General features: G+C 39.6%; 16 protein-coding genes. All 16 read left to right on the top strand.

Annotated elements, in window-relative coordinates; all coding sequences use genetic code 11:
* The first annotated feature begins 77 nt into the window (after nt 1–77).
* Nucleotides 78–1,142: a hypothetical protein gene (locus E6X37_RS08440; protein ID WP_278458092.1), complete on the top strand. Its 1,065-nt coding sequence runs from the start codon at nt 78–80 to the stop codon at nt 1,140–1,142.
* Nucleotides 1,143–1,158: 16 nt separating this feature from the next.
* Nucleotides 1,159–1,590: a DUF350 domain-containing protein gene (locus E6X37_RS08435; protein WP_278458091.1), complete on the top strand. Its 432-nt coding sequence runs from the start codon at nt 1,159–1,161 to the stop codon at nt 1,588–1,590.
* An 11-nt stretch (nt 1,591–1,601) separates the two neighbouring features.
* The gene (locus E6X37_RS08430) at nt 1,602–2,162 is read left to right on the top strand and encodes a hypothetical protein (protein WP_008603403.1); all 561 of its coding nucleotides are present in this window, start codon (nt 1,602–1,604) and stop codon (nt 2,160–2,162) included.
* A 58-nt stretch (nt 2,163–2,220) separates the two neighbouring features.
* The gene (locus E6X37_RS08425) at nt 2,221–2,793 is read left to right on the top strand and encodes an RNA methyltransferase (protein WP_004698468.1); all 573 of its coding nucleotides are present in this window, start codon (nt 2,221–2,223) and stop codon (nt 2,791–2,793) included.
* A gap of 9 nt (nt 2,794–2,802) precedes the next feature.
* Complete coding sequence (locus E6X37_RS08420) at nt 2,803–3,540, top strand: YebC/PmpR family DNA-binding transcriptional regulator (RefSeq protein ID WP_316689744.1); 738 nt, start codon at nt 2,803–2,805, stop codon at nt 3,538–3,540.
* Between the two features lie 203 nt (nt 3,541–3,743).
* Nucleotides 3,744–4,238 (top strand): crossover junction endodeoxyribonuclease RuvC, encoded by a 495-nt coding sequence (ruvC, locus tag E6X37_RS08415; RefSeq protein WP_004695586.1) that lies wholly within the window; start codon nt 3,744–3,746, stop codon nt 4,236–4,238.
* Nucleotides 4,238–4,846 carry a Holliday junction branch migration protein RuvA gene (gene ruvA / locus E6X37_RS08410; RefSeq protein WP_004698493.1) on the top strand — a complete coding sequence of 203 codons (609 nt, stop codon included), beginning with the start codon at nt 4,238–4,240 and terminating at the stop codon, nt 4,844–4,846. The genes ruvC and ruvA overlap by 1 nt, the downstream gene beginning before the upstream one ends.
* A 2-nt stretch (nt 4,847–4,848) precedes the next feature.
* A complete protein-coding gene (gene ruvB / locus E6X37_RS08405) occupies nt 4,849–5,853 on the top strand; it encodes a Holliday junction branch migration DNA helicase RuvB (protein ID WP_101929030.1) in 1,005 nt (334 codons plus the stop codon).
* A 2-nt stretch (nt 5,854–5,855) separates the two neighbouring features.
* A complete protein-coding gene (locus E6X37_RS08400; RefSeq protein WP_316689743.1) occupies nt 5,856–7,646 on the top strand; it encodes a SpoIID/LytB domain-containing protein in 1,791 nt (596 codons plus the stop codon).
* An 11-nt stretch (nt 7,647–7,657) separates the two neighbouring features.
* A complete protein-coding gene (gene queA, locus E6X37_RS08395) occupies nt 7,658–8,683 on the top strand; it encodes a tRNA preQ1(34) S-adenosylmethionine ribosyltransferase-isomerase QueA (RefSeq protein WP_004695592.1) in 1,026 nt (341 codons plus the stop codon).
* An 8-nt stretch (nt 8,684–8,691) separates the two neighbouring features.
* The gene (gene tgt, locus E6X37_RS08390) at nt 8,692–9,807 is read left to right on the top strand and encodes a tRNA guanosine(34) transglycosylase Tgt (RefSeq protein ID WP_004695595.1); all 1,116 of its coding nucleotides are present in this window, start codon (nt 8,692–8,694) and stop codon (nt 9,805–9,807) included.
* A 77-nt stretch (nt 9,808–9,884) separates the two neighbouring features.
* Nucleotides 9,885–10,175, top strand: a complete 291-nt coding sequence (gene yajC, locus E6X37_RS08385) for a preprotein translocase subunit YajC (protein WP_004695596.1) — start codon at nt 9,885–9,887, stop codon at nt 10,173–10,175.
* Nucleotides 10,175–10,741, top strand: coding sequence for a 5-formyltetrahydrofolate cyclo-ligase (locus E6X37_RS08380; protein WP_008715724.1), 567 nt, complete (start codon nt 10,175–10,177; stop codon nt 10,739–10,741). The genes yajC and E6X37_RS08380 overlap by 1 nt, the downstream gene beginning before the upstream one ends.
* Nucleotides 10,742–10,759: 18 nt before the next feature.
* The gene (secD, locus tag E6X37_RS08375; RefSeq protein WP_004695600.1) at nt 10,760–12,034 is read left to right on the top strand and encodes a protein translocase subunit SecD; all 1,275 of its coding nucleotides are present in this window, start codon (nt 10,760–10,762) and stop codon (nt 12,032–12,034) included.
* On the top strand, nt 12,031–12,924 hold the full coding sequence (gene secF, locus E6X37_RS08370) for a protein translocase subunit SecF (protein ID WP_004695602.1): 894 nt from the start codon (nt 12,031–12,033) through the stop codon (nt 12,922–12,924). Before secD ends, secF begins: the two co-directional genes overlap by 4 nt.
* A 229-nt stretch (nt 12,925–13,153) precedes the next feature.
* Nucleotides 13,154–14,329, top strand: a complete 1,176-nt coding sequence (locus E6X37_RS08365) for an MFS transporter (protein WP_316689742.1) — start codon at nt 13,154–13,156, stop codon at nt 14,327–14,329.
* The last annotated feature ends 518 nt before the right edge of the window (nt 14,330–14,847 follow it).

Genomic DNA, 14,847 nt, shown 5'->3' with positions numbered 1-14,847 from the left:
ATATAGTATGGGCAAACGAATGATAATAGGTGTATTTAGCAGCAGTCGTGCTTATGTCTACTTTAGCGAGGGTGCGTATGGAGTTTAATTGTTATGATGTCTTAGAGGTTCATGGCAGCCGCTATGTAATCACTGAGAAAATTAAATACATAGAGATTATTCCAAAAGCAGATAAGGAACAATCCTATAGGGGCCAGCCGTCTATGACAAAATCACCTGGTGATTATTGGCATGAATATGGACTGGAGGCTGTTGAGGGAATTGATAAAATATGGTTAACCATTGAGTACAATGATAATGAATGGTGTACCGTATCTAGAACATCTTTTCATACACGGCCGGGGAAAGATTTTACATTACATCAAATCGGATTAGAAAAGGTTGTCAACGTTGATGGTGAAAGTGGTGCCTCCGTAGGGGACCGCGCTGGATATAGAGAATATCAGCTACCATGTGAGGGTGGTGCTAGTGTATTCTTTGAAGAAGAGTGGTTTGAAGGTGAAAAAATGTTTGCCGAAGGGTCACGAGTGCCCTTAGTGAATATTCGCCTTTGTAATGATGCAGCCGCTCAAGCCATTAAGCAAAAGATGCGTAACAAATTTATGAGAAAGAGATTTAAATCTATCGCTTTTGGCTTAGGATACGCTGTACTATTTATGCTATTTCTGCTTGGGTTAGAGGATGACCTGTCTTGGCATAGTATACGGGATATGGTTGGGTTCCCTTATACCATAAAAGAACATATGCAAGATACCTCTGTGTATTATACAAAAGCAGACTCGGATAGCGACTATGTATACACGTCTTCGTTGGATCCCGTTAGCACCGCATTAGACTTGATTGATTCTGTGAATGGTGATATTAAGAATGAGCGGGATAACTTAGAAGAGGGACATGAAGTTATTGTATTTTATTCTGGGGACTTAGTGTATATTATTACCAATACGGATGGACAAACTAAGGTTAAGGTATGTGAACAATCAAAATTGACACAAGAGGATTGGAAAATTATTGATCATACATTAATCAGCTCTCATATACTCGATAACTATGCGACCATGGTTCGCCTACGGGATAATGCGGGACGCGAACGATTGTATCCTACTACCAATTCTGGCAATACATCCAATACAAAGTTATAATATTAGGAGGCTCATTATGATTTATATACCAGATGTATTATTGACAATTTTTTATGCTTGCTTTGGCATTATATTGATGTTAACGGCGAATACGGTTATCGATTTCTTCGTGCCTGGAAAATTTAGTGAAGAAATTAAGCGTGGTAACTGTGCTGTGGCGTGGCTTTCAGCGGGATCATTTATCGGTATCGGTGAAATTTTGCGCGCTGTTATTATGTCACCAGCCGTGACTACAGCTGATACTTCCTTGTTACATGGTATCGTAGCCAGTGTTGTATATGCTGTGCTTGGTATTGTATTATTTGTTACTGGCTATATCTTTATCAATATTTGGCATCGTAAATATAAATTATCCGAAGAAATCATGAGAGGTAATACCGCGGCAGGCATTCTCGTGTTTGGCATCTTCGTAGGTCTTGCCCTTGTTATTAGCGGTGCTGTGCACTAAGGGAGTGTTCTATGTATAAGCCAAGTAAGAAAACCATATACCTTACAGGTGCTTTCGCTGCCGTTGCTGGTCTTGTAGGTGTATATTCCTACTGGAATGATATCTCCTATGCTGTGTGCGACAAGGTTTACCCAGAAGCAAATGAAGGGGAGGTTCGATTAAAGGATAACCAAGGAAACCGATATTCTTTATTAAATCATGGTGATGGTAAAGAAACAGCCTTATACGACGATAATCGATCCGTTACCTTTCACCGAGATAATAGTGGCAATTTGGTGTGGGATGCGGGGCTAGCAGGGCTCTTACCAAGTATTGCTGCAGGATATTATATATTTCACGGTTTTAATCCACCTACTGCACGCATGGATGGACGAACCATGACATATCGCATAGCAGCACCATTACAAACGTATGAGGAGCCCTATGTATATACCGCATCAGGGTCGAATGTACATAGCGCTATGGGGCGGAGCTTTTATAGAACTTATGAACGCAATAGAAGTAAAAAGGCGTCTTCCATAGGACAGAAGTCTGGATTTGGTAGTGCTGGCGCACGGTCTAGTGCTTCGTAATGGATATGATGGCAATGTATGTTAATGAAGGTTAGTTTAGAATTTAGGAGATATAGTATTGGCTAATTTATATATCGGACTTGTTCATTATCCGATTATGAACAAGCATAAAGAGGTCATTACGACGGCCATTACAAATTATGATATTCATGATATTGCACGAGCATCTATTACTTATGATGTGTCTAAATATTTTGTGATTCACAATATACCTGCGCAGCGTGAGTTGGTGCGTACTATCATGGAACATTGGAAATCTGGATTTGGCTCTACTTACAATCCAGATCGTAAGGATGCTTTTACAGGTGTAGAATTGGTAAACTCAATTGCGGTAGCGGTGCGAACAATTGAAGACATAGAAGGTATAAAACCTATAGTAGCTACAACAGATGCTCGCACCTATGATAATACGATTTCCTATGCACGGATGCGTGAACATCTTGAAAATGAGGGGCGCCCTGTGTTAGTATTATTTGGTACCGGTTATGGTATGACAAAAGAAACGATGGAAAGCTTTGACTATATTTTAGAACCTATATATGGCCATGGTGAATACAATCATTTATCCGTGCGTAGTGCCGTATCAATCATCTTAGATCGGCTGCGGGGCGAAGCATGGTGGAATAAATAGGAGGCGTCTATGTCAGGACATTCTAAATGGGCAAATATTAAACATAAAAAAGGTAAAACCGATGCATTAAAAGCTAAATTGGCTACAAAAATCGGTCGTGAAATTACCGTTGCAGCACGCATGGGTGGTGCAGATCCAACTGGTAATATGCGTTTGAAATTGGCTTTGCAAAAAGCTCGTGAAAATAATATCCCTAAGGATAACATTCAACGTGCTATCGACAAAGGCATCGGTGCTATGGACATGAATGCATATGAAGAAATCGTATACGAAGGTTATGGCCCTGCCGGTGTTGCCGTTACTGTTGAGGTGATGACTGATAATCGTAACCGTGCAGCAGCAGATGTGCGCCATGCGTTCTCTAAACAAGGTGGTAACCTTGGTGAAAGCGGCTGTGTAGGCTGGATGTTCAAATCTAAAGGCGTTTTCGTTATCGATAAAGAAGGTCATGACGAAGATGAATTGACTTTGCTTGCTCTTGATGCAGGTGCAGAAGATCTTAAGTCTGAAGATGATGTATTTGAAATTTATACAACACCAGAGGATTTTGATGCGGTAGAAGCAGCGCTTGCTGATGCGGGTATCGAAACTGTAGTAGCTAAAATCACGATGATTCCAGATACAACGATTGAGTTGACTGGTGATGATGCTGTGAAAATGCAGAAAATGCTTGACGTATTGGATGATCTTGATGATGTACAAAACGTATATCATAATGGTATTTTGCCGGACGATGAAGAAGAATAATAATAAAGGGGGCACTCTATGGGGTGCTCCTTTTCTATTGAAATTAAACTCGGATATTTATTAAAGTTAAGAAAATTAATATGTCTCATATATAATTCATAGGGGAATTCATGAACTTCGATGTGAAATTATGCTATAATAAAATAGATTATGTAATGGAGGTAGGCGGTAGCTTATCTCATTTTTAAACTAAGGGGGTTGGGGTGCGCATTATAGGAATTGACCCAGGCACGGCTATATGCGGATATGGCATTATTGACGTGAAGGGTAGCAAACTAACACCAGTAGCCTATGGGGCTATTACAACTCCTAAGGAATTGACTGATTCACAGCGACTGGAAATTCTATTTAATGATCTTAGTGATTTATTGGAGGAATATAGGCCTGATAAGTTCGGTGTGGAGGAATTATTTTTTAACCGTAATGTAACAACAGCCATTAAGGTAGGGCAAGCACGTGGTGTTATTTTATTGGCTGCTGAACAACAACGGATTCCTATTTATGAATATACACCATTACAAATTAAACAAGCTGTCACAGGTTATGGTAAAGCTGATAAGAATCAGGTCATTTATATGACGATGAATATTTTGGGGATTCGTGAGAAAATTAAGCCTGATGATACGGCAGATGCATTAGCTGTTGCTATCTGTACGGCTCATAGTTCTCACAATGATCGATTAAAGAGGTTGGTATAATGATAGGGTATGTGCGAGGTATCGTAACACATCTTTTTAAAGAATCGTGCTATGTTGATGTACATGGCGTAGGGTATCGCGTATATGTGCCGACCACTACGCGTCAACAGCTGACAGAGGGCCATGAGGCGACGCTATTCACGTATCTTAATGTACGAGAAGATGCAATGCAACTTTATGGCTTTTGGACGGAAGAAGAATATGAGTTGTTTATACTCCTCATTTCTGTTTCTGGTATCGGGCCCAAGGTGGGGCTTGGCATCTTGTCAGGCATGACACCTGAGGCTTTCAAATTAGCGATTATCAATGGACAGGTACAGCAATTAACAAAGTTACCTGGTATTGGTAAGAAGTCTGCGGAGCGACTTGTTTTAGAGTTAAAGGATAAAATCGCTAAGATGACACATATTTCTGCGGAATCACCTGCGACTATTCAGCCTGTTGGTGTTGCTGCAAACGGTGCTGCAGGAGAAGCCATTGAAGCCCTCGTATCCTTAGGATACTTGGAACGGGATGTAGCAGATATTGTAGAGTCTTTAGATGATGGTAAGCGTGATGTATCTGAGTTGATAAAAGTCAGCTTAATTGAGCTTGGGAAAGGACGATAAGGATGAATGAAGAAGTACGCCTTGTCGGCAATGGCGAGCACGAAGAGGATATATGGCAATATAGCCTTCGGCCTAAGCTTTTTAATGAGTATGTAGGGCAAGAAGAGGCTAAAGGCAATCTAAATGTGTATATTCAAGCTGCAAAACAGCGTGGGGAAGCATTGGATCACGTGCTACTTTATGGGCCTCCAGGTCTTGGCAAGACAACATTAGCAGGGATTATTGCGAATGAATTGGGTGTTAATTTTCGCATAACTTCTGGTCCTGCTATTGAAAAGTCTGGTGACTTAGCTGCAATATTAACAAATTTGGACGACCATGATGTATTATTTATTGATGAAATTCATCGCTTGTCTCGTAGTGTAGAGGAAGTGTTGTACTCTGCTATGGAAGATTATGCTATTGATATTATCATCGGTAAGGGTCCAAGTGCTCGAACTGTGCGCATTGACTTGCCAAAATTTACATTGGTAGGTGCCACGACTCGAGCGGGTGCTTTGGCGGCACCGTTACGGGACCGATTTGGTATTATTAATCGGTTGGAATATTATAAACAACCAGAGTTAGAATTTATTGTGACTCGAGCCGCAGAAATACTTAATATTGGTATTGTGTCGACTGGGGCAAGCGAAATTGCACGTCGTTCACGAGGAACACCGCGTATCGCAAACCGTCTGCTTAAACGGGTACGCGATTTTGCACAAGTCATTGGTGATGGGGTTATCACTCAAGAAATTGCAGATGAAGCATTACAACGTTTATATGTAGACAAAATGGGACTTGATCGAATTGATCGACGTGTGTTGGAATGTATTATTGAAAAATATGATGGCGGCCCTGTAGGGATTGATACCATTGCGGCGGCTATCAGCGAAGAGAGAGATACCATCGAAGATGTGTATGAACCATATTTGATGCAATTAGGATTTTTAGGACGTACACCGCGTGGGAGGGTGGCTACTAAATTGGCCTATGAGCATTTAGGTATTTCACAGACAGGGAAATAACAATGAAAACGAAACGATTACAATTGATGATAATGGCCACTTTATTTTTAGGTGTAAACATTGGCGGTGCTTCTGTAGCACATGGAGCGACGCTGCAAAATAAAAGTGCAGTGGTAACGAAAAAGCCAACGCCAAAATCAACAGTATCTAATACAACTGTATCGAAAGTAAATACGACGAAGAAATCTAGTTTTCGTCCACTTGCTACTAAACCAGTTGCAAAGCCGGTCGCAACAACTAAAACGGTTTCTAAGTCAACTGCTACATCTACGGTGGTTAAACCTAGTGCAAAACCGGTTAATGTAGCAAAGCCTGCTACAGCTACAAAGCCGGTAACGATGGCTAAACCAGTTAGTGCAACAAAATCAACTAGTACTGCGAAATCTAGTACTAATGCAACAGCTACGAAATCAGCTGCTACAGGTAAAGCTACAACGGCTACAAAACCTGCGGCTTCTGCTACTGCAAAGCCAGCTACTAAACCTGCAGTTACTGGTGATAAACCTGTAGCACAAAAAAGAGCTACTGAAAAAACTGCTACTAAAAAGGTAGTAAAAACAACGGATGTGAATAGCATTCAAGCCAATACAGCAGTTATTACTCGCAACAAAGTGGGCTCCGTAGTGACGCCTGCTACAGAACGTAAAGAAAACATGCCAAATGTACGTGTTCTACTAGGTAGTCGTAGCTCCGATGCTACTGTTACATCTACAGCTAGTATGGTTGTATTGAACAGCGGCAATGGTCAAGTTAGCACAATCAGTGCTAATCGTGGTACATCTATTGGCATTCGCGGCGGCAAGATTGCTGTAAATGGAAAGGCTATTGATAGTGTGGTTACATTGAAGCCTGCAAATAGTGATGCACCATTCTTGTTCGAAGGTAAAGGTTATCGTGGCGGTTTAACATTACGTGCCAATAATGGAACCATGATGGTCATTAATTCTGTGCCCCTTGAGGATTACCTGTATGGTGTTGTCCCACAAGAGGTAGTACCGTCTTGGCCGGCTGCTGCATTAGAGGCACAAGCTGTAGCAGCTCGCACCTATGCTCTTCATACGATGGAAGAAAATAAAGGTAAATTCTACGATGTGAGTAATTCCACGGATCATCAAGTATACAGTGGTGTGAGTGGTGAATCTCAAGCTACCACAAATGCAGTAAATAAAACTAAAGGCGTAGTTATGCTTTATGATCAACGTCCTATTAATGCCTTATTCCATTCTGATGGCGGTGGCTATACAGAGGATAGTGTAAATGTTTGGGGAAGTGATGTGCCATACTTAAAAGGGGTAAAAGACTTTAGTACTGGTACATCTACATCGAATTGGACTGTTACTACCTCTCGTCAAGCTCTTGAAAGTAAACTTAATGCGGCAAGTAAAGGGGTAGGTAAATTGAAGAGCATTCAGTTGACTCCTCTTGGTAAGCCTGGGCAACAAACATCGGACCGCGGTGTATCAGGTCGTATAAAGAGTGCTACTTTCATAGGTACCTCTGGAAAAACTACTGTAGATGGCGATGCATTGCGTAGTATTTTAGGTTTAAAATCTACACTATTTGATTTCTATGTAAATCACAACCCTGCTAAAGGCACGGGAAAGGCATATCATAGCTTTACTGGCAAGAATGATACTGTTTATATTAAAGGCCACGGTTGGGGTCATGGCCTTGGTATGTCTCAATGGGGCGCTGCGGAAATGGCAAAGCGTGCTAATCCTGGAGATATAAATTATTACCAAACTATTTTGCGTCACTACTATAGTGGCATTACATTGAAGAAAATGTACTAATAAGGATTACGATGAAAGTTACAGATTTTGATTATGAATTGCCAGAGGAACTGATTGCTCAGCATCCTGTAGAACCTCGTGATACAGCACGGCTTTTAACCTTAGATAAGGTAAGTGGTGAAGTTAAACATAAAGGGCATTTTTATGATTTGCTAGAAGAACTCCATGAAGGAGATGTGCTTGTATTTAATAATACGAAGGTTATCCCTGCGAGATTATATGGACATCGTCAAGGTTCTGGTGGCAAGGTGGAGGTACTTCTACTCACACCATGTGGTGAAAATCGATGGGAATGCCTTGTTAAACCGGGGAAAAAATGTCCTATCGGGCAAGTTATAGAGTTTGATGACCGCCTAAGTGGAGTTATTATAGATAAAACAAATTTTGGAGGCCGTATCATTCAGTTCACATGCAACGGTGTGTTTGATGATGTGATTCAAGAAATTGGTGAAATGCCATTACCTCCATACATTCATGAAAAGTTAGAAGATAAAGACCGTTATCAAACGGTATATGCTAAGGAGAAAGGCTCTGCTGCGGCACCAACTGCAGGACTTCACTTTACACCTGACCTCTTAGAAAAGATTAAAGCTAAAGGTGTAGAGCTTGAGTTTGTAACCTTACATGTTGGACTTGGCACCTTTAGACCTGTATCGGCAGAGACTATTGAAGACCACGAAATGCATAGTGAGTTCTTTGTTGTACCTCAAGATACGGCGAATCGAATCAATGCAGCCAAACAAAAAGGGTCTCGTATCATTGCCGTAGGTACTACATCGGTGCGTACTCTTGAGTCTGCTACGAATGATGATGGTGTATTACAAGGTATGAGTGGTTGGACTCAAATTTTTATCTATCCTGGCTATAAATTTAAGATGATTGATGCGTTGGTAACGAATTTTCACTTGCCTCAATCTACATTGTTAATGTTGATTAGTGCACTAGCTAGTCGTGAACACTGTTTGGCGGCCTACGAAGAAGCTGTACGTGAACGTTATCGTTTCTTTAGCTTCGGCGATGCTATGTTTATACGTTAGGAGGGACTATGCCGAGTATTATTTATGAATTACAAAAGACATGTCCTCATACGGGGGCACGGGCAGGTTTATTGCATACGCCACATGGTACCTTCCAAACACCGATGTTTATGCCTGTAGGCACGCAAGCGACAGTTAAAACTATGACACCAGAAGAACTAAAGGCTATGGGTTCTCAAGTTATTTTGAGTAATACCTATCATTTATTTCTTCGCCCAGGGCCGGAGCTTGTAGAAGAGGCTGGGGGCTTACATAAATTTATGAATTGGGATCAAGCGATTCTTACTGATAGTGGTGGATTCCAAGTATTTAGTTTAGGCGATATGCGCAAAATTACTGAGGATGGTGTTACATTTAGATCCCACATTGATGGATCAAAACAGTTTCTATCTCCTGAAGTGGCTACAAAGGTACAAGAGCAATTAGGTTCTGATATTGCGATGGCTTTTGACGAATGTATTCCGTATCCCGCGGATCATGATTATGCGAAACGCTCTACGGCGCGTACCACGCGTTGGGCGCATCGTTGCCAAGAGGCTCGTAAAGCTCATGACCGGCAAGGCATGTTTGGTATCGTTCAAGGTGGCATGTACAAAGACTTGCGCAAACAAAGTGCGGAAGAACTTGTAGCTATGGATTTTGAAGGTTATAGCATCGGCGGTTTATCCGTTGGGGAACCTCATGATTTAATGAATGAAATCTTAGAATATACTACGCCATTATTGCCAACTAACAAGGCTCGTTATTTGATGGGCGTTGGCACCGCAGATTGTCTGGTAGAAGGTGTAGCACGTGGAGTTGATATGTTTGATTGTGTATATCCAACTCGTGTTGCTCGAAATGGGATGGCCATGACCTGGAATGGTCGCCTTAATATTCGAAATGCTCAATTTGCTCATGATTGGGGTCCTTTAGAAGAAGGTTGCCAATGTTATACATGTAAAAATTATTCCCGTGCATATATTCGTCACTTATATAAGGCAGAAGAGATTTTGGCATTACGCCTTGTAACATATCATAATCTCTATTTCTTATTAGAGTTTATGCGTCAAATGAGACAAGCTATCTTAGAAGATCGGTTCCCACAATTTAGAATGCAATTTTGGGATAGCTTTAAAAAATAGTAATTAAGTCTAGTCAAATTTATATTAGGTGGCTATACTAGAAAAGAAATACATATTTATTAACCTAGGAGGATAACATGGGAGATATTCAACAAATCTTGCAAACTAGCTGGCCTATTTTGTTAATGGTAGTGATTTTTTACTTTTTATTGTGGCGTCCACAAAAGAAACAACAAAAAGAGCGTGCTAGCTTGTTAGGTAGCTTAAAAAAAGGCCAAAAAATCGTTACTATTGGTGGTATTTATGGCGAAATTGTTGAACTTGATGATGAAAAAGTCAAGGTACAGGTATCTGAAAAAGTTGAATTAACATTTGCTCGTACAGCAGTTGCTAATGTACTGTCTAAGAAAAACAAGGAAGAAAAATAATGAATACAAAGGAAGCAGTGCGCCAGGCGTGTAAGTCTCAGCGCGCTGCTTTATCCGTTGCTGATTGTAGGTCGTGGACGCCGATGTTGACGAATCAAATCGTTAATAGTCCTGAGTATATATCGGCAAAAAACATTATGGCCTATTTGGCGATGCCTAAAGAGGCCAATTTAGACGATGTGATTCGTCATGCTTTAGAACATGGTAAATCTGTATACGTTCCAGTATGTACTGATAAGACGACTATGATTGCAGTTCGTCTTAAGTCTCTAGAATCTATCACTCGGGGTGTGTTAAATATACGTATTCCCGCTGAGCCATACGATATTATTGATCCGTGTGACTTGGATTTGATTTTAGTGCCTGGTGCTGGCTTTGACCGTCAAGGTGGTCGCATGGGAATGGGGAATGGGTATTATGATCGATTTCTCAAGGAACTTTCACCAAGTACATTTATGGGCGTATGTTGGACTGTACAATTATGGGAAACACCAATCCCAATGGAAGCATTAGACCAACGAATGAGTAAAATTGTGACAGAGCAAGGCATTATACATTGTGTATAGCAGAAGGGAGCAACTATTTTGAACGGTAAAGCTATTATCAAGTTTTTAGTAGTCATTGCTGCCATCATTGGATTATTTGCGTATTTTATTCAACCATTAGCAGGCTCTTTGAAACAAGGCCTAGACTTGCAAGGTGGTACGCATATCGTATTGGAAGCAGAGGACTCTGCGACTGGTACAGCTGACAATGATGCAGTGGAACGGGCGAAGCAAATCTTAGAACGTCGTATTAATGAAATGGGTTTATCTGAACCATTGGTACAACGTGAAGGTGCTCGTCGTATTATCATTGAATTGCCAGGTGTAAAAGATCCTGACGAAGCGATTAAACGTATCGGTAAAACAGCGGTCTTGGAATTTAAAAACGACCAAGGTCAAACCGTTATGACTGGTGATGACTTAAAAGATGCGAAAGAAGAGTTAGGTCAAAATAAACAACCACTCGTTGCTATTGAATTAAGTGATGAAGGGGCTAAGAAGTTTGCTGATTTAACATCTAAAAATATTGGTCGTCGTATTGCCATTACATTGGATGGTAAAGAATTGACTAATCCTGTAGTACAACAAGCAATTACAGGTGGTAAAGCCACTATCTCTGGTAGTCAAAGTTTAGAAGAAGCTAAAGACTTAGCTATTTTATTACGTTCCGGTGCATTACCTGTTAAAATTAATGTATTAGAAGTGCGTACAGTTGGTCCTTCTTTGGGTCAAGACTCCAAGGATAAATCTGTTGTAGCCTTCAGTGCTGGTATTGCAATGATCATGATTTTCTTGGTTATTTTATATCGTTTTTCTGGTATCGTAGCTAATATTGCCTTACTTGTATATGTTATGCTCTTATTGCTCGTATTAGGCAAAGGCTTTAATGCGACTATGACATTACCAGGTATCGCGGGTATTATCTTATCTATGGGTGTTGCTGTAGATGCGAATATTCTTATCTTTGAACGTTTTAAAGAAGAGGTGTTCTCTGGTAAGTCCATGCGTGTAGCTATGGAAGCCGGTTTCAGTCGTGCTTTAGCAACAATTACAGATGCGAACGTATCCGTTATTATTACGGCTGGTATCTTGACAATCTTAGGTTCTGGTCCGGTAAAAGGCTTTGCTATCAGCTTAGGCGTAGGTGTTGTGGTAAGTATGTTCACAGCGATTACTGTGAGCCATTTCTTATTGCGCTTACTTATTGACTGTAACTTTACGAACCATCCATTCTGGTTTGGTGCGAATATTTCTCCAAGCACAAGTGCTGACGCATTTGCACCAAAATCGTTGAAAGGAGGTAAACGCAAATGACATTAGACGTAATTAAACATCATCGTTGGTGGTTTGCTATTTCCTCCACACTCGTTATAATCAGCTTAATTTCCATATTTACTAAAGGGTTTAACTTTGGTATTGATTATACTGGTGGTACGATTGTTGAAGTTGTATTTGATCAACCTGTAGAGGTTAGTCAAGTTCGTGACGTTCTAAAAGAATATAATCTTGAAAATGCACAAATTCAGCTTTCTGGTGATACTACTGGTGATACAGCAGGCGAAGACGTAATGATTCGTACACGTAATCTAGAGTCTAGTGAAAGTGCCGCTGTTGTTGATTCTTTGACTAAATCTATTGGTAACAATACAGTTAAACGTATTGAAACTGTAGGTGCTGTAATTGGCTCTGAGGTTACAGAACATGCATTATTGAATCTTGTTATAGCATTCGCAGCATTAGCTCTATATATTTCTTATCGTTTTGAATATAAGGTTGCCATTTCTGCGTTAGTTGCCATTTTCCATGACTTGATTATGGTTCTTGGTGTTTTCTCTTATTTCCAACTAGAAATTGATGCATCCTTCTTAGCTGCCATTCTTACGGTTGTAGGTTACTCCATGAATGAATCTGTAGTTATCTTTGACCGTGTTCGTGAAAATACGCATACACATAAACGTTCTGATACATTTGCAGATTTGGCGAATGCGTCTATTACACAAAGTATTCATCGTAGTTTCTATACATTGGCAACAGTTATGTTTGCCTGTGTATCCCTTTATTTATTTGGTGGAGATACTACAAAGAACTTTGCTCTTTGTATGATTATTGGCTTTGCTAGCGGTGCGTACTCCTCTATCTGTGTAGCTACATCCTTGTGGGTTATGTGGAAGAGCCGCAATAAAAATGACGTACGTAATCAATAATAAGTTATAAATTATTATTGTGTTAATGATTAAAGTACAAGAACCTCTCTTGATTTATTTTTAGAGAGGTTCTTTTATTTTGCCATCTTTTATTATGTAAAACGGTATAGGTATTTTACAGATAACAGTCATTTTTAACTATATAAAATTTAAAAAGGCTTGTTCTTGAATTCTATAAGATAGAGGCGTAAAATGGCTAGGTGACACGATACAAAAGGGAGATACAAATATGGATTCAAATAGATTATGGAGCCCTGCTTTTACTAATTATGGTATTAGTAGTGGTATTTTATATATGACTCAATATGTTCTCGTAGCGGCATTGCCAATTGTAATCACGTCTGAACTGAGTGGCAGCGATCTCGATGCGGGCTTAGCGATGACATATTTTCAAATTGGTACAATTTTATGTAGGATTTTTGCAGGACGATTAATAGATGGTCTTAATAAGCGTATTGTTCTATTAATATCAACAGCCTTGTTTTTCATTATTATGGGATTATTTAATTTTACTACATCCTTAGAGGCTGTTTTCGTACTACGTGGGTTACATGGTGTTGTGTTTGCCCTTGGAACAACTGTAATGGCTACTCTAGCAGTATTAGTATTACCTCCTAGTCGAAAAGGTGAGGGAGTTAATATGTTTGCTATCTTTTCAAATATAGCAATGGTATTAGGACCTGCTATCGGCCTATATGCTTTATCGTCATACGGTAGTATGGCATTGTACATATTTTTAACGGTTATGACTGGATTGGCTATGGTCTTAAGTAATATTATTCCCCTATCAAAAGAGTTAGCATTACCTAAACAATCAAAATATAAAGGTTGGCATATTTCCCAGTTTATAGAAAATAAAAGTTTACCTTGGGCTTTAATGGGCTTATTTATTGGGTTTACCTATTCTGGTGTTTTAGTTTTTATACCTATAGAACTTAATAGCATGGGGGCAGGAATATGGGGAAGTGCTTTCTTTGCTATTTTTGCGTTGATGATTATTATTAGTCGACCCATAGTAGGAAAAATATATGCTCGATATGGTTCAAAAATTATTATCTATACAGGATTAGGATTATTTATACTAGGCTTATTTGTATTGGGATTGGCTATAACCCCATTAGCTATTCTATTCACCGCTTCGTTATTGGGGTTAGGCTATGGTGCAGCACAACCTGCATTCCAAGCGCTGGCTATACAATCAGCTCCTATTGAGCGTGCGGGTGTATCAACAGCAACATATTTTTTAGCATTAGATATAAGTGTCGGTGCTGGATCAGTTATACTTGCAGTATTAGCTAGTGCTTGGGGCTATCAATATTTATATATGTTCACTGCATTGGTTATGGTGATAGCACTTGCTTTGTATCATATATGGGTAAAAAGATATACTCCTTTAGAACTATAGATATTTTAAGGTAAAAATTGGTAAAGAAGTATTTAACAAGTTAAAATGGGTTTTAATGAGATATTATATATAGAATGTTAAGAAAATAATGAAAGAAAGATGAAAATGATAAGGCGGCAATTTTATATATTGACGTTTATTATATTTATGCTATACTAATACAAGTCATTAGGACACAGCTCAAATGATAAGTATAAAAAACTTCTTAAAAGTTAAAAAAAGCACTTGACGTAATGAGCTTAACTTGATAGAATAATCAAGTCGCCAGTTGATGAAACACTTCGACGAAAGAATGTGTAGACTGGTACAGATCTTTGAAAACTGAACAATGATAGGTAATCAATCGAAATGATTGAACATATGCCAGAGTGCGGGTTTTGACACAGTCAAAACCAACCATAATTCAAAGCTACTTAATGGTAGCGACAACAAAACAAATGAGCTATTCAAATAGCTTCAAGATATCTTGGAGAGTTTGATCCTGGCTCAGGACGAACGCTGGCGGCGTGCTTAACACA

Source organism: Veillonella parvula, assembly GCF_032550495.1.
GTDB lineage: Bacteria > Bacillota > Negativicutes > Veillonellales > Veillonellaceae > Veillonella > Veillonella parvula_G.
This window is presented reverse-complemented; position numbering and strand designations above follow the sequence as displayed.

Bases quoted from the DNA above. Each gene is read 5' to 3' on its own strand.
- E6X37_RS08365 (WP_316689742.1), top strand. From the start codon at position 13,154: ATGGATTCAAATAGATTATGGAGCCCTGCTTTTACTAATTATGGTATT.
- E6X37_RS08400 (WP_316689743.1), top strand. From the start codon at position 5,856: ATGAAAACGAAACGATTACAATTGATGATAATGGCCACTTTATTTTTA.
- queA (WP_004695592.1), top strand. From the start codon at position 7,658: ATGAAAGTTACAGATTTTGATTATGAATTGCCAGAGGAACTGATTGCT.
- E6X37_RS08420 (WP_316689744.1), top strand. From the start codon at position 2,803: ATGTCAGGACATTCTAAATGGGCAAATATTAAACATAAAAAAGGTAAA.
- tgt (WP_004695595.1), top strand. From the start codon at position 8,692: ATGCCGAGTATTATTTATGAATTACAAAAGACATGTCCTCATACGGGG.
- E6X37_RS08430 (WP_008603403.1), top strand. From the start codon at position 1,602: ATGTATAAGCCAAGTAAGAAAACCATATACCTTACAGGTGCTTTCGCT.
- ruvB (WP_101929030.1), top strand. From the start codon at position 4,849: ATGAATGAAGAAGTACGCCTTGTCGGCAATGGCGAGCACGAAGAGGAT.
- E6X37_RS08440 (WP_278458092.1), top strand. From the start codon at position 78: ATGGAGTTTAATTGTTATGATGTCTTAGAGGTTCATGGCAGCCGCTAT.
- ruvA (WP_004698493.1), top strand. From the start codon at position 4,238: ATGATAGGGTATGTGCGAGGTATCGTAACACATCTTTTTAAAGAATCG.
- E6X37_RS08380 (WP_008715724.1), top strand. From the start codon at position 10,175: ATGAATACAAAGGAAGCAGTGCGCCAGGCGTGTAAGTCTCAGCGCGCT.
- yajC (WP_004695596.1), top strand. From the start codon at position 9,885: ATGGGAGATATTCAACAAATCTTGCAAACTAGCTGGCCTATTTTGTTA.
- E6X37_RS08435 (WP_278458091.1), top strand. From the start codon at position 1,159: ATGATTTATATACCAGATGTATTATTGACAATTTTTTATGCTTGCTTT.
- secF (WP_004695602.1), top strand. From the start codon at position 12,031: ATGACATTAGACGTAATTAAACATCATCGTTGGTGGTTTGCTATTTCC.